The 21,114-nt window shown below is 64.4% G+C and carries 15 protein-coding genes; 7 read left to right on the top strand and 8 right to left on the bottom strand.

The window, feature by feature from the left end; translation table 11 throughout:
- Positions 1–20 precede the first annotated feature (20 nt).
- The 4 genes from HJY11_RS07400 to HJY11_RS07385 all read right to left on the bottom strand — a co-directional run bounded on the left by HJY11_RS07400 (position 21) and on the right by HJY11_RS07385 (position 4,180).
- A complete protein-coding gene (locus tag HJY11_RS07400) occupies positions 21–233 on the bottom strand; it encodes a helix-turn-helix domain-containing protein (RefSeq protein WP_208075348.1) in 213 nt (70 codons plus the stop codon).
- Between the two features lie 166 nt (positions 234–399).
- Positions 400–2,193 (bottom strand): LTA synthase family protein, encoded by a 1,794-nt coding sequence (locus HJY11_RS07395; RefSeq protein ID WP_243764319.1) that lies wholly within the window; start codon positions 2,191–2,193, stop codon positions 400–402.
- Between the two features lie 141 nt (positions 2,194–2,334).
- Complete coding sequence (locus tag HJY11_RS07390) at positions 2,335–2,949, bottom strand: manganese efflux pump (protein WP_243764318.1); 615 nt, start codon at positions 2,947–2,949, stop codon at positions 2,335–2,337.
- Between the two features lie 160 nt (positions 2,950–3,109).
- Entirely contained in the window at positions 3,110–4,180 is a 1,071-nt protein-coding gene (locus HJY11_RS07385; protein ID WP_208075345.1) for a lipid II:glycine glycyltransferase FemX, read from the bottom strand.
- 99 nt (positions 4,181–4,279) lie between these two features.
- On the opposite strand from HJY11_RS07385, the gene HJY11_RS07380 reads away from it, so the two are divergent.
- Complete coding sequence (locus tag HJY11_RS07380; RefSeq protein WP_208075344.1) at positions 4,280–4,507, top strand: helix-turn-helix domain-containing protein; 228 nt, start codon at positions 4,280–4,282, stop codon at positions 4,505–4,507.
- A gap of 92 nt (positions 4,508–4,599) precedes the next feature.
- On the opposite strand, the gene HJY11_RS07375 is transcribed toward HJY11_RS07380, so the two are convergent.
- Positions 4,600–5,370 carry an MBL fold metallo-hydrolase gene (locus HJY11_RS07375; RefSeq protein WP_208075343.1) on the bottom strand — a complete coding sequence of 257 codons (771 nt, stop codon included), beginning with the start codon at positions 5,368–5,370 and terminating at the stop codon, positions 4,600–4,602.
- 227 nt (positions 5,371–5,597) lie between these two features.
- Between HJY11_RS07375 and HJY11_RS07370 the strand changes: the two genes are divergently transcribed.
- From HJY11_RS07370 to HJY11_RS07350, 5 genes are all read left to right on the top strand, one after another.
- Positions 5,598–6,173 carry a helix-turn-helix domain-containing protein gene (locus HJY11_RS07370; protein WP_208075342.1) on the top strand — a complete coding sequence of 192 codons (576 nt, stop codon included), beginning with the start codon at positions 5,598–5,600 and terminating at the stop codon, positions 6,171–6,173.
- Positions 6,167–6,880, top strand: coding sequence for an ABC transporter ATP-binding protein (locus tag HJY11_RS07365; protein ID WP_208075341.1), 714 nt, complete (start codon positions 6,167–6,169; stop codon positions 6,878–6,880). Before HJY11_RS07370 ends, HJY11_RS07365 begins: the two co-directional genes overlap by 7 nt.
- Positions 6,873–8,483, top strand: coding sequence for a hypothetical protein (locus tag HJY11_RS07360; RefSeq protein ID WP_208075340.1), 1,611 nt, complete (start codon positions 6,873–6,875; stop codon positions 8,481–8,483). The genes HJY11_RS07365 and HJY11_RS07360 overlap by 8 nt, the downstream gene beginning before the upstream one ends.
- Positions 8,484–8,641: 158 nt before the next feature.
- Entirely contained in the window at positions 8,642–9,268 is a 627-nt protein-coding gene (locus HJY11_RS07355; protein WP_208075339.1) for a TetR/AcrR family transcriptional regulator, read from the top strand.
- A gap of 81 nt (positions 9,269–9,349) precedes the next feature.
- Complete coding sequence (locus tag HJY11_RS07350) at positions 9,350–14,548, top strand: InlB B-repeat-containing protein (protein ID WP_208075338.1); 5,199 nt, start codon at positions 9,350–9,352, stop codon at positions 14,546–14,548.
- A gap of 496 nt (positions 14,549–15,044) precedes the next feature.
- Here HJY11_RS07350 and groL read toward each other — a convergent pair whose 3' ends face one another.
- The 3 genes from groL to HJY11_RS07335 all read right to left on the bottom strand — a co-directional run bounded on the left by groL (position 15,045) and on the right by HJY11_RS07335 (position 20,128).
- Positions 15,045–16,673: a chaperonin GroEL gene (groL, locus tag HJY11_RS07345; RefSeq protein ID WP_208075337.1), complete on the bottom strand. Its 1,629-nt coding sequence runs from the start codon at positions 16,671–16,673 to the stop codon at positions 15,045–15,047.
- 70 nt (positions 16,674–16,743) lie between these two features.
- Complete coding sequence (gene groES, locus HJY11_RS07340) at positions 16,744–17,028, bottom strand: co-chaperone GroES (protein ID WP_208075336.1); 285 nt, start codon at positions 17,026–17,028, stop codon at positions 16,744–16,746.
- Between the two features lie 439 nt (positions 17,029–17,467).
- The gene (locus tag HJY11_RS07335) at positions 17,468–20,128 is read right to left on the bottom strand and encodes a calcium-translocating P-type ATPase, PMCA-type (RefSeq protein WP_243764304.1); all 2,661 of its coding nucleotides are present in this window, start codon (positions 20,126–20,128) and stop codon (positions 17,468–17,470) included.
- Positions 20,129–20,383: 255 nt separating this feature from the next.
- Between HJY11_RS07335 and HJY11_RS07330 the strand changes: the two genes are divergently transcribed.
- On the top strand, positions 20,384–21,061 hold the full coding sequence (locus HJY11_RS07330; RefSeq protein WP_208075335.1) for a TetR/AcrR family transcriptional regulator: 678 nt from the start codon (positions 20,384–20,386) through the stop codon (positions 21,059–21,061).
- Positions 21,062–21,114: the final 53 nt, after the last annotated feature.

The following is a 21,114-nucleotide window of genomic DNA, read 5'->3' as shown; positions in this document are numbered from 1 at the left end:
TCACCGACTTTCTCCCTGTCCTACGGCTGGGGGTCAGGCCGCCACTCCAACAGGTCGCCCAGCTGGCAGTCCAGGGCTCGGCAGATTTTGTCCAGGGTGGAAAAGCGCACCCCTTTGGCCTTTCCCGTCTTTAAGGCCGAGAGGTTGACGGCGGTGACACCGACTTCCTGGGACAGCTGCGTCAGGGTCATCTTCTGCCGGGCCAGCACCAGGCCCAACTTGACCGCTACCACCCCCTTCCCCCTCTGACAACCACAGCACACCGAAATCCAATTATTCACTTCAAAATACTGTAAAAAATATGTGTTCAGAAAGAGACCCGGGCCATTGGCCCGGGTCTCTCTTGTTGTGTTCTATTTTTTCTCTACACGCCCGGCGCAAAGAGGGCTCTGCTCACGCTCACTGGCCGCTGCCCTGGGGCAGGGAGCGGATGGCCTGATCCCCCATCACCACATCGTAGGTGAGCATATCCCAAAAGAGATTGTCCCCCTCGGAGAACTGGTAATCGTAGAGGGGCTGGCTCTCCATCTCGTCCAGGGCGGCATTTTGATCGGCGGTGAGGGGCGCGCCGGTGGTTTTCAGTAGCAGGTAGGGCAGGTAGAAGGAGGAGACGCTCTCCTCCGTGGGGAAGGCGCTCAAATCGGCGCCGTAGTTGCTCCACACCAGGTAGCGCTGCTGGTAGAGGGCGTCGCAGTTGTCGCTGCCAATGCCCAGCTGGCTGTACACATCGCCCGCCGCGGTGAAGGAGGGGAAGTGATCCCCCATAAAGAGGACGATCGTGGGCTCGTCGCTCGCGCGCAAATCGCCGATAAACCGGCCCAGCGCCTCGTCGGTGTGCTGCACCTTGTCCAGGTAGTAGTCGATCTCGCTGAGGGAGCTGTTCTCGTCCAGGTAGGGCTGGTGGTTTTGCATGGTCATGGCAAAGACCATCTGCGGCTGATCGCTCTCGCCGATGAGCTGCTCGATCTGCTCAAAGACACAGCCGTCGTCGGTGTAGGTCTTGTAGTTTCTCTGGGGGACGCTCAAATCGCCCTGAAAGAGCATCCGGTCGAAGCCGTAGCTGCCGTAGGTTTTGTCCCGCCCGTAGAAGGTGCCGCTAAAGGGGTGTAGGTAGGTGGTCTCGTACCCCAGGGACTGGTAGTACCGGGGAAAGGCCGCCTGGGCCCGCTCCCCCAGCAACTTGTGGGGGATTTCGGCGTTGTAGAGGGAGCGCACCGGCAGGCCGAAGAGCAGTTCAAACTCGCTGCGCACGGTGTAGCCGCCAAAGGTGGGCACCGCCGCCGTGCCGCTGGCCCCCTCGGCAGCCATCTGGTCGGCGTTTTGATAGATTTCATCCCGCACCCCCAGCCCTTTGAGGGCGCGAAAATCGGCATAGGACTCCGAGAGGACAACCACCACGTTGGGCTTTTTGTAGTCCGCCGCCGCGGCGGTCTCCCGGCCCGATTGGGCGGCGGCGGTGTTCAGGTAGGCGCGGTAGTCGCTCTCCCTCTCGGCGAGGGACTCGTTTTGGGAGAGAGCGGTCTCCACCAGGTTGGCGATCATCTGGTTGGAGGTGAACTTGTCGCCCTGCTCAAAGGTGTTGTAGGCGCTCTCGGCCCGGATGCCAAAGAGGTCCATCGCCCCGGCCGAAACGGTGGGAACGGCAAAAAAGCAGACCAGCACAGCGGCCACCGTGCCCAGGGTGGCAAAGCGACGCCGCCCCGCCAGCGGCAGGGTGGGCCCCAGCCAGAAGACCGCCGCCCAGTAGCCCAGCACCAGGAAAAAGCAGAGGGCCAGCACCGGGGTGATCTGAATGTCGGCAAAGCGGGCAATGTCCGAGGCGTTGGTGGTCATCACCAGATCCCCCAGCACAAAGTGGCTGCCGCTGGTGCGGCACTTGAAAAACTCGACGCAGGAGAAGATGTAGAGGGGCAGGGCGGTCAGCAGCACCGCCAGGTGGCCCCGCCGGAACAGCAGCAAAAAGGCCGCGTAGATGAGCCCCACCAGCAGCACGTCAAAGAGGAGGACGGTGGGGCGGGCGAGCCAAAACCCGAACATGTCGCCGAACTTCTGGCTCTGGTTGAGCTCGCACACCAGCACAATAAAGAGGGGGTAGAGGGCCAAAAGCACCCGGCCGGCGCGGGGGTAACGGGCTGGCATCTGCGCGCGCAGGGCAAAAAGGCGGCCGATGCGCCCCTGTTTTTTCTCTTCCATCTCGATCACCTACCACTCCGCCAGGCCATTGTCCCACGGCTTTCTCTATTCTATGCCTTCATTCTATCGGGACAATATGACAGTCTCGTGATAAAAAAAGTGACAACTTTATGAACAACCCCTGTCGATTTGCCGACAGCCCTATATCCAGAGGCGAATCGCCCCCAGCAGCACCAAAATCGCCCCGGACAGCCAGGTGAGCCCGCCCTGAAACCGCCCTGCCAACTTGGCTCCCAGGCGGTGTGCCCCCTCGATGAGGGCCAGCCCCAGCAACAGGGAAACCGCCAGCAGCGCCAGCGGGCGGGCCCCAAACAGCCCCAGGCCAAAGCCCGCCCCCAGGGAATCCGCCGAGAGGGGGACGGCCAGCAACAGCGCCTCTTTGGGGCTGAGGGTGCGGGAGCGGTCCCGGTCGGCCCGGGTCTCGTCCAGGCAGATTTCCGCCAGCACCTGCACCCCGGCCACCTGAAAGCGGATTTCCCGCTCCCGCCCGCCCTGGCGCAACCAGCCCCGCAGGGCCGCGCCCCCCAGGGAGAAAAGCCCCAGCGCGATCAGCAGCCAGGCCCCTGCCGCCGCGCAGAGGGCGGGGTCGAGGGCGCCGGTGAGCAGCCCCGCCCCCCAGACGGCGGCGGCCAGAAAGCCGCTGCCCACCCCGGCGATCACCAGGGCCGAGCGCAGGGGGATGCGGATGCCCGCCGCCCCATAGGAAAAACTGGCGGCAAAGGCGTCGGCGCACACCGAGAGGGAGAACAATATCATCTGCAGCAAACCATCACCCCATTTGTTGGATTCAAACCAGTCTATGGGGCGAAGGGGAAAACGTTCAAAAAGGGGGGCAAATCCATCGGTTTTTTACAGGATACCAGAATCGGGCCCAAATGGCAAGGCGAAGGGTGTAAATACAATGGGGCGGACAGGCTTATTCCCGCCCCCGCCATCCCCGTCCGGCGCGAAGGGCCGCCTGTGCCAGCTGTACCCCCCGCTGTCCGCCCTGCAGCAGCGCGGCGGACAGCGGGCGGTAGACCCAGTCAAATTCCCCCGCCCACTCGGTCACCCGGCCGCCAAACCCCTTTTTAAAGCGGTAGATGCCGTAGGCCGGGTGGCTCGGTTCCAAAAAGTGGGGGACAGCTCCAAAGTCGTAGACCGCGCATCCCCCCGCCAGGGCCCAGCGGATCATCTCCCACTGCATGAGGTAGTTGGGCATGGACTCCCTCCCCCAACTGGACGAGGCGCCATAAAGGTAGGTGGCTGTCTGCCCGTAGCGCAGGGCCAGAGCGCCGGAGACCGGCCGCCCCTGCCAGCGGCAGAGAAAAAGGCGGCAGCGGGTGGGGCCAAAGGCCCGCAGCAACCGCTCCAAATAGGCCCGGGGGCGGATGACAAATCCGTCCCGGCGGCCGGTCTCTTCCAACAGCGGGTAGAAGTCGTCCAACCCCTCCGCCCCACCCAACCGGCACTCCACCCCCTTTTTGAGCGCCTGGCGCAGATTGTAGCGGCACTTCTGTGAAAAGCCCGCCAGCAGTTCCTCCTCCCCCCTGCCCGCAAGGGGGAGGAGATAGCCAAACCGGGGCTGCAGGGTGCGGTAGTCCCCCACCCCCGGCCGGTGGCGAAAGCCGGCCGACTGCAGGGCGGCCGCCTCCGGCCCGCCGGGGGCGATCAGGGGGTCGAGCTTGAGCAGACAGGCGCGCTCCCTCTCTGCCAACCGGGCAAAGCCCTCTGTCAAATCGTCCAGGGCCGCCCGGTCGCCCCAGTCCCCCACCGGCCCCCGGGGGCAGTAGAGCAGCGCCCTCCCCGCCAGCGGCAGGGGGCGAATCAGGACCTGGGCCGCCGCGCGAACCCCGCCGTCCTCCCCCCGGGAGAGCAGGGCCTGAGCCCGCCAGTTTTCCTTGACCTCCCCCCAGGCGAGGGACTGAAAAAAGCTCCCCCACTCCTCCACAAACGCCTCGTACTCCGCCGTCAAGGCCTTGTCCGCCCGATCCACCCACACAAGCACGCGATCTCCTCCTCTGCCTTTTTCTTCATGTTATCTGTATTACAGATAAAAGTCAATATCTTGATTTCAGATAGCACATACTGTCACTGGGTGATCAAAATGGCTTACAAACACATTCGCGACCTTCGCTGCGATCGGGACATCCGCCAGCGAGAGGTGGCCGAGTATCTGGGGATGGCGCAAAACACCTATTCCCAGTACGAGACCGGCACCATCGCCCTGACGGCGGAGGTGCTCTGCCGCCTGGCCGACTTTTACAGCACCAGCGTCGACTACCTGCTCGACCGCACCGACAACCCCGCCCCCTATCCGCCGCCCAAGCGGTGAGGGCGGCGGCTCAGAGAAAAAGAGCGAGGGGAGCGAACCGTCTAAACGGTTCGCTCCCCTCGCGCCCATCGGCCCGTCCTGCGGGCGGCGGCTTACAGGTGCAACTGAAAGGCGCCGAAATCGCGCACCCCCAAGCCCTGGCGGCACTCCCCCTTTTGCCAGAGGCCGGCAAAGGCCCGGTCGATCTCCCCCACCAGTTCGGCGGGGATGTCCAGGCGGTGGTGGCCGGGCAGCACCCGCCGGGGCGACAGGGCGTGTACCCGCTGGATGGACCGCCAAAAGGCCAGGGGGTCGGTGGTGGGGTAGAAGGCGTCCAGGCAGCCGGCATAGACCAGGTCCCCGGCATAGAGGGTATCCCGCCGGGGCTCATAAAAACAGAGGTGTCCCGGCGAGTGGCCCGGGGTGTGCAGCACTTCTATCACCCTATCCCCCAGGTCGATGGCGTCGCCGTCGCCCAAGGTGATCGCCGCGCCCCCCTGGTAGATGCGGTACTGCTCCGGGTCAAAGGCGGGCGGAAAGACCGTCTCCTCCCGCAGGAGTTCCGCCTTGACCGCCGACGGGGGCAGGGGAAAGTGGCCGGCAAGCCACCCCTGCTCCTGCGCGCCGACGGCGATGTCGCCAGGGGCAAAGCAGTGGTGGCCGCCGATGTGGTCCCAGTGGGCGTGGGTGGTGGCCAGCAGCACCGGCAGCGGGGTCAGTTCCCGCACCGCCCGGCCGATGTCCGCCACCCCCAACCCGCTGTCGATGAGCAGGGCCCGCCGCGCCCCCAACAGCAAGTAGCAGTGGCTCTCCTCCCAGTGGCGGTATTCGCTGATGGCGTAGGTGTCGCTCTCAATCTGCTCGACGGTAAACCAATCGTCCATTTTTTGTACCCCTCTCCCCGGTCGCCCGCCTTTTGGGGCGGCCTCTCTCCCCTTACCATATCCCTCCCCTCCCCCGCCGTCAAGCTGTTTCTCTGTCCCTCGCCAGCGCGCCCGCCGCGCTGGCGGGCACTTCCCCCTTCTCTTCTATTTTTATTTTTTCGCTTGACTTCTCTCACTTTTGATACTATTATCACTATTGAGAACAATCGCAAGAGGAGGGGTGTCCATTGCAGTTCACAGCAGACACCATGAAGGCCATGCTCAACCCGGTGCGGATGCGGATCGTGCAGCACCTGATCTTGCACCCCACCGCCACCAGCGGCGAGATTGCCGCCGCCCTCTGCGACGTGCCGAAGGCCACCCTCTACCGGCACATCAAAAAGCTGGCGCAGCTGGAGCTCCTGCAGGTGGTCGAGGAGCGGCCGGTGCGGGGTTCGGTGGAGCGGGTCTACCGCCTGGCCCCCAGCCCGCCGTGGCACGGCAGCGGGGAGGAGCTGGAGCAGATGCACCAGGGGCTGTTTGCCATCCTCCTGGGCATCATGGGCGACTTTGAGCGCTACTTTGCAGAGCAGCCGCCCCCCGACCCGGCCAAGGGGGACATCGCCCTCACCACCTCGACGCTGATGCTCACCGACGATGAGCTGCGGCGCTTGAGCATGGAGATGGGCAAAGTTCTGGGCCCGCTGGTGGAAAACGGGCCCGCCCCCGGGCGCAAGGCCCGCAAACTGACCTTTATCATCACGCCGGCGGAGACGCCGACTGTCCCCCCAGCGGGGGGAGAGAAGGAGGAAACCCCATGCTGAAAATCGAGCATTTGACCAAGGTGTACAAGGGCGGCAAAAAGGCCGTCGACGACCTGAGTTTAGAGGTGGCCGCCGGCGAAATCTACGGGTTCATCGGACACAACGGCGCCGGCAAGACCACCACCATCAAGGCGGCGGTGGGGATTTTAGACTTTGAGGGGGGCGACATCTTCATCGACGGCCACTCGGTCAAAGGAGAGCCCATGGCCTGCAAATCCGTCACCGCCTACATCCCCGACAACCCCGACCTGTACGACCACCTCACCGGCATTCAGTACCTCAATTTTGTCGGCGACGTCTTTGCCGTCGAGGGGGAGCTGCGCCGCCAGCGCATCGCCCAATACGGCGATCGGCTGGAACTCACCGCCAACCTGGGCGACCCCATCTCCTCCTACTCCCACGGGATGAAGCAGAAGCTGGCCGTCATCTCCGCCCTAGTCCACGCCCCCAAGCTGTTTGTTTTGGACGAACCGATGGTGGGGTTGGACCCCAGCGCGGCCTTCCAGCTCAAACAGATCATGAAGGAACTCTGCGCGCAGGGCAGCACCATCTTCTTTTCCACCCACGTGTTGGAGGTGGCCGAAAAGCTCTGCGACAAAATCGCCATCATCAAAGAGGGGCGGCTGGTCGTCAGCGGCCCCACCCGCGAGGTGATCGGCCAGAGCAGCCTCGAAGACGTATTTTTGGAGTTGATCGACCATGAATAAGCTGTTTTTGCTCGGCAAAGTCTACGCGCTTCAATCCCTGGGCATCGGCAAGATGCTGCACGCCAAAGACCCGGCTGCCAGGCGCAAGTCGCTGCTCATGGGGGTGGGCTTTGCCTTTGTCGCCGTCCTCCTGGTATCCATGTCGGCTGTCTACTCGGTGGGGATGGGGCAGCTGGCCGCCATGGTGGGGCGGCCGGAACTGGTGCTGACGGTCATGGCCGTGGCCGCCTCCCTCCTCTCCCTCGTCACCGTCATCTACAAGGCCGGCAGCGTCCTCTTCTCCTTTCAGGACTACGACCTGCAGATGGCCCTGCCCATCCCCCAGAGCACCATTGTCGCCAGCCGGGTGCTCATCCTCTACTCCAGCAGCCTGCTCTTTTCATGCCTGCTCCTCCTCCCCGCCGCCGTGGTCTACGCGGTGCAGACCGGCCCCTCTCTCTGGTTTTGGTTGGCCCTGGTGCCCGCGCTGCTGGCAATGCCCATCCTGCCGCTGGTCGTCGGTCTGGTGCTCGGGGGCGCGGTGGCCCTGCTCGCCGCCCGGTTGGGCCGCAGCAAAATTCTCTCCATCCTCCTGTACGGGCTGCTGATCGTGGGGGTCCTCTTCGGCTCCACCGCCTTGAGCTACCGCGCAGCCGAGATGGAGGTCACCGAACTGGCCCAGCTCGGCGGCCAGATCGCCCTGCAGCTGGAGTCGGTCTACCCGCCGGCCCGGCTGTTCACCCAGGGGGTGGCCGGCGGCGACTGGGGCAGCTGGCTTCTGCTGATGGCCCTGTGCATCCTCCCCTTCGCCCTCTTTTGCCTGTTGGTGGGGCGCTACTACCGGCAGCTGCACGCCATCTTCACCACCACCTCGGCCAGGGGGAAATACCGCCTGGGCGAACTGCGCCAGTCCTCCGCCCTCTCGGCCCTCTACAAAAAGGAGTGGCGGCGCTTCACCTCCTCCACCCTCTACATCTTCAACGCCGGGATGGGGGCGCTGATGTTGGTGTTGCTCTGCGGGGCGCTGCTCTTTCTGCCCCAAAGCCAGCTGGAGGCCGTGTTGGGCATCCCCGGCCTGGCCGGGATACTCACCGGCATCTTCCCCCTGGTCATGGCCGCCGTCGGCGGGATGGGGTCTGTCAGCAGCAGCTCCATCTCCCTGGAGGGAAGCCACCTTTGGATTTTGCAGTCCCTGCCGGTTTGCACCTCGCAGGTGTTTGCCGGCAAGGCCCTGGTCAACCTCACCGTCCTCGTCCCCGCCTGCCTGCTGGGCTCGACCATGGCGGGGATCGCCCTGCACCCCTCCCCCGCCGGGTGGGCGCTCTTCTACCTGACCCCGCTGGCCTTCGCCCTCTTCACCTCCCTGGGGGGGCTGATCTGCAACCTCCTGTTCCCCAAGTTGGACTGGCAGAGCGAGGTCACGGTCATCAAGCAATCGGCCGCCTCCTTTTTGGGATACTTTGCGACCCCCCTTCTGGCCGCGGCGTTCATCGGTCTCGGCTTTGCCCTCCACCTGTCCATGGTTTTGGTCACGGCCGTGGCGAGCGGGGTGGCCCTCCTCCTCTGCCTGGCCATGTGGGGGTGGCTGAAGACAAAGGGCGCGCAAATATTTACCCGGTTATAGCGACCCAATCCAGGGGCAAGGCCCCTGGATCTTTCATTTTCCAGGCCGAGTTCACCCACACAAATATTGGAAAACTCTTTCTCCCCTCCTTGCAAGGGAGAGGAAGATTCACTATAATAACAACAGACCAGTCATTTATTTTGAGAGGACGTGGGGCGATGCTACTGACAGCCGAGGAGAAAGAGGCACGAAGGGTCAAAATCATGGAGGCCTGTTTTGACTGCTACTGCGAAAACGGCCTCAACGAGACGGGCATGAAGGCGTTGGGCGAGGCCTGCGGAATGAACCACTCCTCCTTTTACAACTACTTCGAGAACCTGGACGAGCTGATTGTCGCCTCCACCGCCCACTGCATGGCAAAGGTGGAGGACGAATTTATGGAGAAGGCCTTCTCCTACTGCTCTGAGGACGGCCCCGTGGACCTGGGCGTAGTCCTCCAATTTTTGCGGGAGGTGCCCTACTGGACGGCCGAAAAGCACGGCAAAAAGTACCGCTTTATGTATCAGGTGTACTCCTCCCCCAAATACCTGGAGCACGGCAAGCGGTTTTTCGAGGGCGTCAACACCCGCTATGCCGCCTACGCCGCACAGCTGGAACCCAGGATCGGCATCCCCCGAAAGGTCATCGAGGGGATTATCTTTACCGTGGTCCGGGCCTCGGTCCACTTTGCCATGTTTGAAGACGCCTATTACCTGACGGCCCAGCTCGACTTGCTGACCGCGGCCGTGCAGGCAATCGCCGGCAGAAATTCCGGCGAAGCAGTTCCACCCCCCAAACGCCAATAGAGTAGAAGCGGACGCGTCCCTTGTTTCGCCTGCTGCCAAGGTCAAATCCGCCCCGGCAATGGGGCCAAAGGAGTTTTTGCCATGAAAAAAGCAATCGCGGTATGCACCCTCTGTGCACTGCTTCTCTCCGCATTCCCCCTGCCGTCAGCGGCGGCCCCGGGAGATGTGGTGGTGCGGGTGAACACCTATGCCGAACTGGCCGCGGCGGCGGCAGACCCCAACTGCGAGGTCATTGAAGTCATGGAGGACATCGTCCTCAACGCCCAGATCGCCCTCACCCACAGCGTGAGCATACAGGGCAATGGCTTCACTGTATCAGTGCCGGTACCGGGTCTCCTCGACTCGGGGGTGCTCAACACCGCCGACAATATATCGGCCTTTCGGGCCTTTGCGGCGACCGCCCCCCAGACGAGCATCTCCCTCTCCAACCTAAAGATCATCGGCGGCAGGATGGAGGGGGGCGGAATCTATGTGGCGGGCGGTGCGACGGTCTCTCTCGACCGGGTGACCATCACCCGCAGCGGCGGCGGTCAAAGCATTCCGGGCGGCGGCATCAACAACGCGGGGACCATCTACATCCGCAACAGCCAGATCAACCGCAACGCGGCCAGACACGGCGGCGGCTTTTTGAACACAGGTACCATGGTCATCGAGAACTCCAGCTTCAGTGAGAACAGAAGCCTTAGCTCTGGCGGCGGCGGAGGCGCTGGTGAAAACCAGGGGAAACTCTACATCAACAACTGCACCTTCTCCAACAACAAGAGCACCGAACTGGGCGGCGCCATCAACGACTATAAGGGCATGGCCTATATCATGAACTCCACCTTTACCGGAAACGTGGCCTACGGTTCGTCTAACGGGGGCGCGCTGCGGGGCAGCGCCTCCATTGCGGTCAACTGCCTGTTTGGGTACAACTACCATTTAAACAACGATTCCTACACCGTCAACGACATATCGAACTGGGGCAGCGGGACCATAGGCAGCACAGCCCCGATCACCGCGCGGTTGATCGGGTCTGTATTCCACGATGCGGCGCTGCGCGGAAAAGGATTGTCAATGACCTACTACGGCGGGGCAGGCGACGGCAGCGACGACACGCTCTTTGCCGGCGGCACCCGCACAAAGGTGCTCGCCGCCGACGGCAGCCAGACTGGCAGCGAACTGATCTACCAGCCCTACCTCCATACCCCGGAAGGTGGGTACAGTTCGATGGTCCCCGTCAAAGCCCCTCTGCCCGCCGTCTTGGGCGGCGGGGTGAGAACCCTGTTCGATCCCTATGCGAAAGCACCCCTCATCGCCTACTACAATGATTTTAGCGACCCCGCCAATCCCCAGTGGTCCCACCTGGACGTGGACAGCAACACCTGGAGTTGGTTTGCCCCCACACCCGAGCAGCTGCTCAAAGAGGTGAACACCGATCAGGCAGGCAATCCGCGAGATGAAGGGGTTGTCGGCGGCTCTGCCACGTCGGCCGACGACCTCTACATGATCAAGCTGCTGCACAAGGCGGACCAGGCCCACGGCACGGTCCACGGGGTGACGGTGTACGGCGATGTGTATGAGAGCGGCGACAGGGTCACCCTGATCGCCACCCCCCACGACGGCTACTATTTTAAGGAGTGGGTGGAGGAGTACACCGACAGCGCGGACCAGATACAGACCGTACCGCTGAGCGCTCAAAACCCCTACCGCTTTGCCGTCAGCCGGGACATCTCCCTCTACCCCACCTACTCCACACAGCCCACCCGCCCCCAGACCGCGACAGAGCTGCAGGGGGCGGCGATCAGCCCCACCCTCATCGACCTTGACAACCCATTGAGCAATCGAACCGTCACCGCCTCCGCCACCCTGAAGGACAGCGCGGGCAACCCGCTGGGGGGACAGCCGGTGACCTTCTATATTCTCAACAGCGCCGGGCGGATTGTCTTTGAAAAGACGCTGGACACCGGCGCCGACGGCGCCGTATCCTTTGCCGGCGGGAACGGCTGGACGGCGACGGCCTCGGGGGCATACCGGGGGCTGATCGCCTACACGGGCGACGCCGACTACATCGCCGCCTCGGCGGAGGAGAGCATCGTCGTGCAGGCACAGACCTACGCCATCAACTACCAGCTGGGCGAAAACGGCTCCTCCTCCATCCCCCTGCCCCGCACCGGCATCTGCGACACAGCGGTATACGTGGCCGCGCCCGTCCGCGTGGGCTATACCTTCACCGGTTGGAAGGTCGAGGGGGTCGATTTGGCCAACGCCCGCTACGGTTCGGGGGCCAACCCCTCCAGCCCGTTTGCCGGCGAGGACACCGTCTGCTTTTTTGGCCCCGGCAGCGGCATCTACTTTAAAAACCTCACCGACAACGGCGGCGCGGTCACCCTGACCGCGCAGTGGTCGGTCAATAGCTATCGCCTCCAATACGACCACAACGGTGGCAGCGCGGGGGGAAGCGAACCGGCCTCCAGCGCGTACGACGCCGCTTTCACCATAGCCAATCCCACCCATCCCCAAGGCCTCCCCTTCGCCGGATGGACGGTGGAGGGTGGGGACTACGCGGTGGCAGAATACGGACAGGCCAGTCCCAACGCGTCCATCCCCGACAACACCCAGCTCTGCGCCTCCCTGCCCGGACAGACAGCGGTGTCCTTTCAAAACCTGACGGGGGTCGACGGCGCCACCGTCAAGCTGACGGCGCGGTGGATGCAGCCGTTCACCCTCACCCTTGCCCTGGACAGCGCGCCGCGGACCGGGCTCGCCGTGACCCTTCAAAACGCCTCCAACACCTATGCCCTCACGGCCGCGCCGAACGCCGGCGTCTACCTCTCCACCGCGGTCCCCGACGGCGTCTACGACATCTATTACGACGGCGTCAAATCCAACGAGCAGGCCAGACTGCCCGTGGGCACCTCGGCCCTGGCGCTGGACTACTTCACCGTCACCTTCCACCCCAATGGCGGCACCCCCGCCCCCGCGCCGCAGCAGGTGGTATCGGGCGGAAAGGTGGGCAGCGTGTCGGTGAACCGCCCCTATGGCGATCAGGTGAACTTTGATGGCTGGTACACAAGCCCCACCTATGCCGGGGACAAATGGGTCTTTGCCTCGACCCCGGTCACGGGGACGACCGACCTCTACGCGCGCTGGCTCTCCACCGTCAGCGAGATGACGGCCTTCTCCATTGCCAGAACCGAGAGCGGGACCCCGGTGGGGGCAAGCGGGGTCATCAGCGGCTCCGACGTCACCGTCACCCTGCCTGCCGGCACCGACCTGACCAGCCTGGTGGCGGAGTTCACCCTCAGCCCGGGGGCAGAGGCCAAAATATACAATCCGTCCTCCTATCGGTACGAGCCACAGGAGAGCGGGACAACAACCAATTCCTTTGTCGACCAACGGACTTACCGGGTATACAGCGAAGCGGGAGCAGGTTGGAGCAAAGATTACTCTGTACAGGTTCTCTCCGCCCCGGACATTGCCACCACATCTCTGCAGAGCGGGTCGGTCGGCTCTCCGTACAGCGCCATCCTCGCCGCCAACGGCTCGGGCCCGTTCACCTGGGGTATTGCGGCGGGGAGCAGCCTGCCATCGTGGCTCTCCCTCAACGCCAGTACCGGCGCCCTCTCGGCGACGAGCGCCGTGGCAGGTACCTACGCCTTCACCGTCCAGGTGACAACTTCGCAGGGCAGCGACACCCAGGCACTGACCCTGTCGGTGCTGAACCAGTACACCGTGACCCTGACCGACAGTGACCCGGGCATCACCGGCCTGCAAGTGAGCACAGACGGCCAAGCCTACTCCGACTACACGGGCGCGCTCACTCTGGAGGAGGGAGACGACCTGTGGATCAAAGCGATTTTGGCGAGCGGCTACACCTTTGAAAAGTGGGAGAACGGGATCACCGCCAACCCCTATAAGATCGAGGACATCACCCGGTCCCTGGCGTTTGCCCCCACCTCCGCGCGCACCACCTACGCCATTTCCTATGACGCCAACGGCGGCAGCGGCGCCATGGACGCCGACAGGGCGACGGCCGAGACCCCCTTTGTCCTGCCCACCTGCAGCTTTCAAGCGCCCGCCGGCAAGCAGTTTAAAGAGTGGGCCGTCGGCAGTGCGGACAGCGCCATCAGGGTAGCGGCCAGCGGGTCGCACACCTTTGCGGCGGCCACCACCGTCTACGCCGTGTGGGAAGACCAGCCCCCTGCCCTAGCAGCGCCGCTCATCACCGCGCAGCCGGGCGATCAGGCGGTGACGAGCGGCCAGCGCGCGGTCTTTGGGGTGACGGCCACCGGGAACCCCGCCCCCACCTACCAGTGGCAGATCAACCGAAACGGCGGCCGCGGCTGGGAGGACATCCCCCAGGCGACCGGCGCCAGCTATACCACCGGCGCCACAGAGCTGTCGGAAAGCGGATACCGATACCGCTGTTTGGCCGCCAACAGCAAGGGCCGCGCCACCAGTGAGGAGGCCCTCCTCACCGTGACCAGGGTCCCCGTCGACCCGCCCCCCTCGGCAAACAGCATCACCGGCATCACGGCAGGGCAGGTCTTTGCCCTGGGCGACACGGTGACCTTCACGGCCAACGGCGGCGGGGTCCCCAACGCCTCGCCGGTCACGGGCGACAGGTGGTGGCTGCCGACCGGGTGGGCGATCCATCTCTCCGGCGACTTCAGCGGTGGGTTTACCCAGCGCGTTTCCACCGCGAATATGCCCGCCGGCCCGCACACCCTCACGGTCACCTTTGCCCGACAGCGCTACGACGGGACCGCCTGGGTCAGCACCGGGGAGAGCGATCAAAAGAGCATCTCCTTTGCGGTGGTGGACGCCATCCAGCTGGCGCCGCCCATCTTCACTTCACCCGCGCAGGAGCAAATCGTCGAGGTTGCGCTCGGCCAGCGGGTCACCTTCACCGTCGCCGCGCAAAACGCAGCGAGCTATCAGTGGTGGGTTGAGCGCGACGGCAGTCATGCGCCCATCAGCGGCGCGGACGGCGCCAGCTACACCCTGTCCGCAGTCACCTTGGCCGACGGCGGAGCCCGCTACTACTGCGTGGCGAGGGAGGAGGGGGGCAGCGCCGACAGCCCGGCGTTCCTCCTGCATGTCGCCGAGGAAGCGCCCGTTGCGCCGCCGGACGAAGAGCCGGCCAAACCGCCCGTTCTAACACCCGTCGAGCCCCCGGCCGCCGTCGATACGGGCGACTCCATCGCGCCGGGCCTGTGGGCGGGCGCCCTGCTGGCGGCGGGCGCAGGGGTTGCCGCGGCAGCCGCGCGCCGGCGGCGTAGAGGGCAAAACAGCTAAACCGCAGCGGCGCGCGAAAAGCGGGAAGCCGCCGGCAATCGCCCCTCGAGGGCAAAAAGAACCCGCCCCCAATTGCAAAGGCCGCCCCTCTCACACGGTGGAGAGGGGCGGTCTTTTCCCCGCCGTGGGCGCAATGGGAGTGCGATTTCGAGCGGCAAAACGCGGGCCGGACCGGCAGGGGACGCAGCGGGTCTCGCCCTGGCGGGCGGCGAATCCGGGTGGGCGGGGCCGGTCTCTCCCCTGAGGAGGGGCTCCGGCGCCGCCATTTTCCCGGCGGCCCGGGGTCTCCCCTGCGGGCGAGGGGCGGGCCGAGCCCCCCTGCGACGCCCACCTTGTTTGTGCACCCGAGATCGGGCGAAGGCGCCGCCCCTCCCCTCTCAACCGCCCCCGGCCCTTTGCAAAGGGCGCGCAAAAAAGGGTCTCTGCCCGAATCGCTCAAGCAGAGACCCTTTTTGATTTTTCTCGATTGGCTGCAATCGGGGAGTCGCGCAGGTGTTTACATCATCCCGCCCATGGGGGGCTGGGCCATACCGGCGGCGGGGTTCTCCTCTTTCTGGTCGGCGACCAGGCTCTCGGTGGTCAGGACCATGGCGGCCACGGAAGCGGCGTTCTGCAGGGCGCTGCGGGTCACCTTGGTGGGGTCGACGATGCCGCTCTCCAGCATCTCGACATACTGGTCGCTGTAGGCGTCGTAGCCGTAGCCCATCTTGCGGGAGCGCTTGATCTTGTCGACCACGACCGAGCCCTCGACGCCGGCGTTGGCGGCGATCTGGCGAACCGGCTCTTCCAGGGCCTTGAGAACGATGTTGGCGCCGGTCTTCTCGTCGCCGGTGCAGCTGGCGGCAACCTTGGCCACAGCGCCCACGGCGTTGAGGTAGGCGGTGCCGCCGCCGGCGACAATGCCCTCGGCCACGGCGGCCTTGGTGGCGGACAGGGCGTCCTCGATGCGCAGCTTGCGCTCCTTCATCTCCACCTCGGTGGCGGCGCCCACCTTGATGACGGCCACGCCGCCGGACAGTTTGCCCAGCCGCTCCTCCATGTGCTCCTTCTCAAAGTCGGAGGTGGAGGCGGCGATCTCGTTTTTGATCTGGGCGATGCGCTCGTCGATGGCCTCTTTGGCGCCGGCCCCGTCGACGATGATGGTGTTCTCCTTGGTGACCTTCACCTGCTTGGCGTTGCCCAGCTGCATGACGGTGGTGTCTTTCAGTTCCAGACCCAGCTCGCTGGAGATGACCTCGCCGCCGGTGAGGATGGCGATGTCGCGGAGCATCTCCTTGCGGCGGTCGCCGAAGCCGGGGGCCTTGACGGCCACGCAGTTAAAGGTGCCGCGCAGCTTGTTGACCAGGATGGTGGTCAGGGCCTCGCCCTCGATGTCCTCGGCGATGATCAGCAGCTTTTTGCCGGCCTGAACGATCTGCTCCAGCAGGGGCAGCAGGTCCTGAATGCTGGAAATCTTCTTGTCGGTGATCAGGATGTAGGGATCGTCGAGGACGGCCTCCATCTTGTCGGTGTCGGTGACCATGTAGGGGGAGATGTAGCCGCGGTCAAACTGCATGCCCTCCACCACTTCGGAATAGGTCTCGGCGGTCTTGGACTCCTCAATGGTGATGACCCCGTCGGCGGAGACCTTCTCCATGGTCTCGGCGATCAGCTTGCCGACGGTCTCGTCCCCGGCGGAGACAGAGGCGACCCGGGCGATGTCCTGGGAGCCGTTGACCTCTTTGGCGTTGGTGACGATGAAGTCCACCGCGGCGTCGACAGCCTTCTGCATCCCCTTGCGGATGACCATGGGGTTGGCGCCGGCGGCCACGTTCTTCATCCCCTCGCGAACCAGGGCCTGGGCCAGAACGGTGGCGGTGGTGGTGCCGTCGCCAGCGGCGTCGTTGGTCTTGGTGGCGACCTCTTTCACCAGCTGCGCACCCATGTTCTCAAAGGGGTCGTCCAGCTCGATCTCCTTGGCGATGGTCACGCCGTCGTTGGTGATGAGGGGGGAGCCGAACTTTTTGTCCAGCACCACGTTGCGGCCCTTGGGGCCCAGGGTGACCTTGACGGTGTCTGCCAGCTGATCGATGCCGGCCTGCAGGGACTGTCTGGCTTCCTCGCCGAATTTAATCTCTTTTGCCATGTTGCCTTACTCCTTTATCAGTTGTAGTGATGTTTAGCGGTTGTCTGCGGGCGATGGTCCGGGGCCGGTCCTACTCGACGATGGCCAGGATGTCGCTTTGCCGCAGCAGGGTGAATTCCTCGCCTTCCACCTTGACCTCGGTGCCGGCGTATTTGCTGGCGATCACCTTGTCGCCCACCTTCAGGGTCATGGTGACCTCGTTGCCGTCCACCATGCCGCCGGGGCCCACGGCCACCACTTCGGCCACCTGGGGTTTCTCCTTCGCGGCGTCGGGGAGAATGATGCCGCTGGCGGTCTTCTCTTCCGCCTCGAGCAGTTTAATCAGAACGCGGTCAGCCAAGGGTTTGATGGTCATACTGAATTCCTCCTATATAATAGTTTGATATGATTGGTTTGGCAGTCTGTATACCTGAGTGCTAAATATCATTGTAATCACTTTCCAACAAAAATCAAGGGGTATTCCAGGAAAATCAGTTAAAGTCAAAAGAATTTACATTTTGTACAAATTTGAAGTCCTATTTTTTCCCTCCGTGTGCATTTTAGGGCTGGCTTTGGCCTTTAACCATCGCTTCTCCCCTTTTCAGTTTGGGGGATCACACGCCTTTGCATACCCCTTGAGCGAGCAAAAATCCCCCCTCGGCACAAAAAACAGCCCCGCGAGAGAAACATTTTCTCCCGCGAGACCATTTTGAAGCCTTTTTTTGCGACAGATCGCCTGTTCGCCTTCTCCTGTTCTGCGCGGTGTCGCCCGCCCCGGCGCAGATCACATGAAAAAAGGGGCGTTTTCAGCCGTTTTAAATGTCGGGGGCGATCCCCTTTTTGCGCAGGGCCGCCTTGCGCAGCAGGTCCACCGGCAGCACCAGGGTGGCGATGAGGAGCACCGTCGCCAGCTCCCGCAGGGTGAGTCCCGCCACCCGAAAGAGACTGCCGCCAAAGTAGATGAGCAGCAGCTGCACCCCCGCCACCGCCGCCATGATGAACACAAAGGCACGGTTGCCCCCCAGGTTGGCAAAGAGGTTGACCCGCGGGGTGCGGGCGTTGAAGCTGTTGAGGATGCCGGTGAAGATAAAGAGGGCGAAGAAGGCGGTCATAAAGTACTGCTCTCCCCGCTCAATGCGAAAGAGGTGCTTGAAGAAGTCCACCTTCAAAAAGGCCACGCAGAGGCCCACGGTGAACACCCCCATGCAGACGATCTGGTGGACCATGGAGCGGGTGAGCACCGGTTCGTCCCGCCGTTTGGGGGGCTCCTCCATGTACTCTTCCAGGGGGGGCTCGCCGGCAAAGGCCAGCCCGGCCAGGGTGTCCATGATGATGTTGATCCAGAGCATCTGCATCACCGTCACCGGGGTGTCGATGCCGATGAAGGGGCCGATGACCGAGACCCCCACGGCACAGAGGTTCATGGTCAGCTGAAAGACGATGAATTTGCGGATGGACTTGAAGATGGTGCGCCCGTAGAGGATGGCCCGGGTGATGGACTGGAAGTTGTCGTCCAAGATCACAATGTCGCCGGCCTCTTTGGCCACCTCGGTGCCGCTGCCCATGGCAAAGCCCACGTCGGCCTTTTTCAGGGCTGGGGCGTCGTTGATGCCGTCGCCGGTCATCCCCGCCACCAGACCCAGCTCCTGGGCGGCCTTGACCAGGCGGCTCTTGTCCTGGGGCAGGGCCCGGGCCACCACCCGAATGCCGGGCAGGGCGTCTTTGAGCTGGCTGTCGCTCATGGCGGCCAGTTCCCCGCTCTCGAGGATGGCGCCGGGGGCGGCCTCCCGCAGAAGGCCCACGTCCCGGGCGATGGCGGCGGCGGTGTCCCGGTTATCGCCGGTGATCATCACCACCTGCACCCCCGCCGCCTGGGCCTGGCGCACCGCCTGCTTGGCCTGGGGGCGCACCTCGTCGCGAATGCCCACCAGCCCGATGAGGGTCAGCTCGGAAAAGCGGCCGCCGCCCTCCCCCACCGGGACGGCGCTCTGGCAGAGCACCAGCACCCGCACCGCCTGGGCGGTCAGTTCCCTCCAGCGCAGCTTGAGCAGCTTGAGGGAGCTCAGGGGCCGGGCCCGCCCCTCCCCGTCCACATACTTGGTGCAGTTCTCCAGCAGCTTTTCCGGCGCGCCCTTGACGAAGGTGCGCCCGTCCTCCAGGGTCACGGCGGCGTACTTGTTGGCCGAATCAAAGGGCACCCGCCGGGCCACCTGCACCTCGCCCTTGGTGCTCTGGGGCAGGGCGAAGGCCAGCAGCGCCCGATCGGTGGCGTTGCCCCCCAGGGGGCCCTGGGGGCTGATGACCGCCTGGTTGTTGTAGCGGCAGCAGTCCTCCACCTGCCGCCAGAGGCCCTTCTGCCCCCGCAGGGTGGCGGCGGTCTTGTACTCCCTGCCGTCCCCGGCGAGGAAGTGGGTCACCTCCAACCGGCCCCGGGTGAGGGTGCCGGTCTTGTCGGTGAAGAGGATGTTCAGGCTGCCGGAGGTCTCGATCCCCACCAGCTTGCGAACCAGCACGTGGTCTTTGAGCATCCGCCGCATGTTGGAGGAGAGGACCACCGTGATCATCATGGGCAGCCCCTCCGGCACCGCCACCACCACCACGGTGATGGCCAGGGTCACGGCGTGCAGAATGTGCTCCAACACCAGTGAGGGCTGGGCAAAGAGGGCCGAGATGGCCGCCGGGTCAAAGTGGTTGGAGAGGAAGAAGGCGTTGAAGAGGTCGGCGACGGCCACCAGGGCGGCGGCGCAGTAGCCCAGCCGGGAGAGGATCTTCGCCAGCCCCCCCAGCCGCAGCCGCAGGGGGCTCTCCCGGGTCTCCTCCTGCATCTCCCGGGCCATGCCGCCGTAGAAGGTCTTGTCCCCCACGGCCAGCACCTCCATGGCCCCCTCGCCCGAGCAGACCACGCTCCCCCGAAACAGCCAGTTGGGGGCGGCCAGATCGGCCTTCCCCGCCTCCCCGGCGGCGGGCTTTTTCTCCACCTCGGCGCTCTCGCCGTTGAGGGCGGACTGGTCCAGGTGGAGGCTGCCCTCCACCATCACCCCGTCGGCGGGCACCCGCTCCCCCGCCTGCAACAGCACCACGTCCCCCACCACCACCTCGTCGATGGGGACCGAGGCGGCCATCCCCGCCCGGCGGACCCGGCACTGGATGCTGGCGGCGTCCTGCTGCAGCTTGATGAAGGCCGACTCGCTGCCGTACTCGCTAAGGGTGGAGACAAAGGTGGCCAAAAAGATGGCCACCGCGATCCCCACCGTCTCGAACCAGTCGAAGTCGCGGAACAAAAAGACGATGTTGATGGCCAGCGCGCAGAGCAGCACCTTGATGATGGGGTCGCCAAAACTGGCCAGGAACTGCTTGAAAAACCCGCTGCGCTCCCCCTGGGTGAGGGCGTTGGAGCCGTGTCGCTGGCGGGCCTGCTCCACCTGGATCGGGTTGAGCCCCCGGCGGTAGTAGAGCGATGGCGCCATAGAAGTCATGTCGCATTCCTCCCTGTGAACATTCCTGCATTTTTCGGGACGGACTTGTCCCTTCTCTCCACTCTATGCAGCCCGCGGCGGGGAATATGCTCGTCCCCCTCTGCACCGGGGCGGCCAAACCGGGACGGCGGCGGATCGCCCCGCCCGGCAGGGGCCGGCAGATGCAGAAAAAAGGAAAAAACCACTTCCCCCCTTGACGCGCCCCCCTGTCTGCCGTACAATAGATACCGACGGTATGTATGTGAGGTGAACGAGATGGCCAGGAACAAGCACCCGGAGGAGACAGTCAAAAAGATTTTGGACGCCGCTCAGCGGCTGTTCACCCAAAAGGGGTATGAAAACACCTCCATCCAGGACATCATCGACCAGCTGGGAGGGCTCTCCAAGGGGGCCATCTACCACCACTTTCGCTCCAAGGAAGAAATTTTCGAGGCGGTCTGCCAGCGAATTGGCGAGGCCAATCTGGCCCTCTTCACCGCCATCCGCGACGACCCGGCCCGCAGCGGCCGGGAAAAATTGCGGGCCATGTTGGCGGCGGCCTGCCACAACCCCGGCGACGAGGCGATGGCGGCCATGGTGCTGGAGACGGTGCGCGACCCCCGCTTTGTCATCACCCAACTGGACGAGGTGTTCTCCCTGGTGGCCCCCCACTTCATCCAGCCGGCCATTGAGGAGGGGCTGCGCGACGGCTCCCTGCCAAACGCCGTTCAGCCCCGGGAGCTGGCCGAGGTCTTTGCCGTGCTGCTCAATGTCTGGGCCAACCCCTTTGTCCGCCCGGACCAGCCCGAGCGGCTGCGGGCGCGGGTGCAGCTGCTGGCGCGGATGCTCCAGAGCGCGGGGCTGGACATCATCGACCGGGAGCTGGAGGAGGACTACGTGGCCCTCGCCGCCCTCTTTCGCGCCCCCAAAGACAGCGCAGGAGAGACCCGGTAAAGGGGTCTTCCCCCCCGCGCCCCCTCTGACTGCCCCTCCCCTCCGCCCGGGAG

The sequence above is a fragment of the Bittarella massiliensis (ex Durand et al. 2017) genome (assembly GCF_017566145.1).
Lineage (GTDB): Bacteria > Bacillota > Clostridia > Oscillospirales > Ruminococcaceae > Bittarella > Bittarella massiliensis_A.
This window is presented reverse-complemented; position numbering and strand designations above follow the sequence as displayed.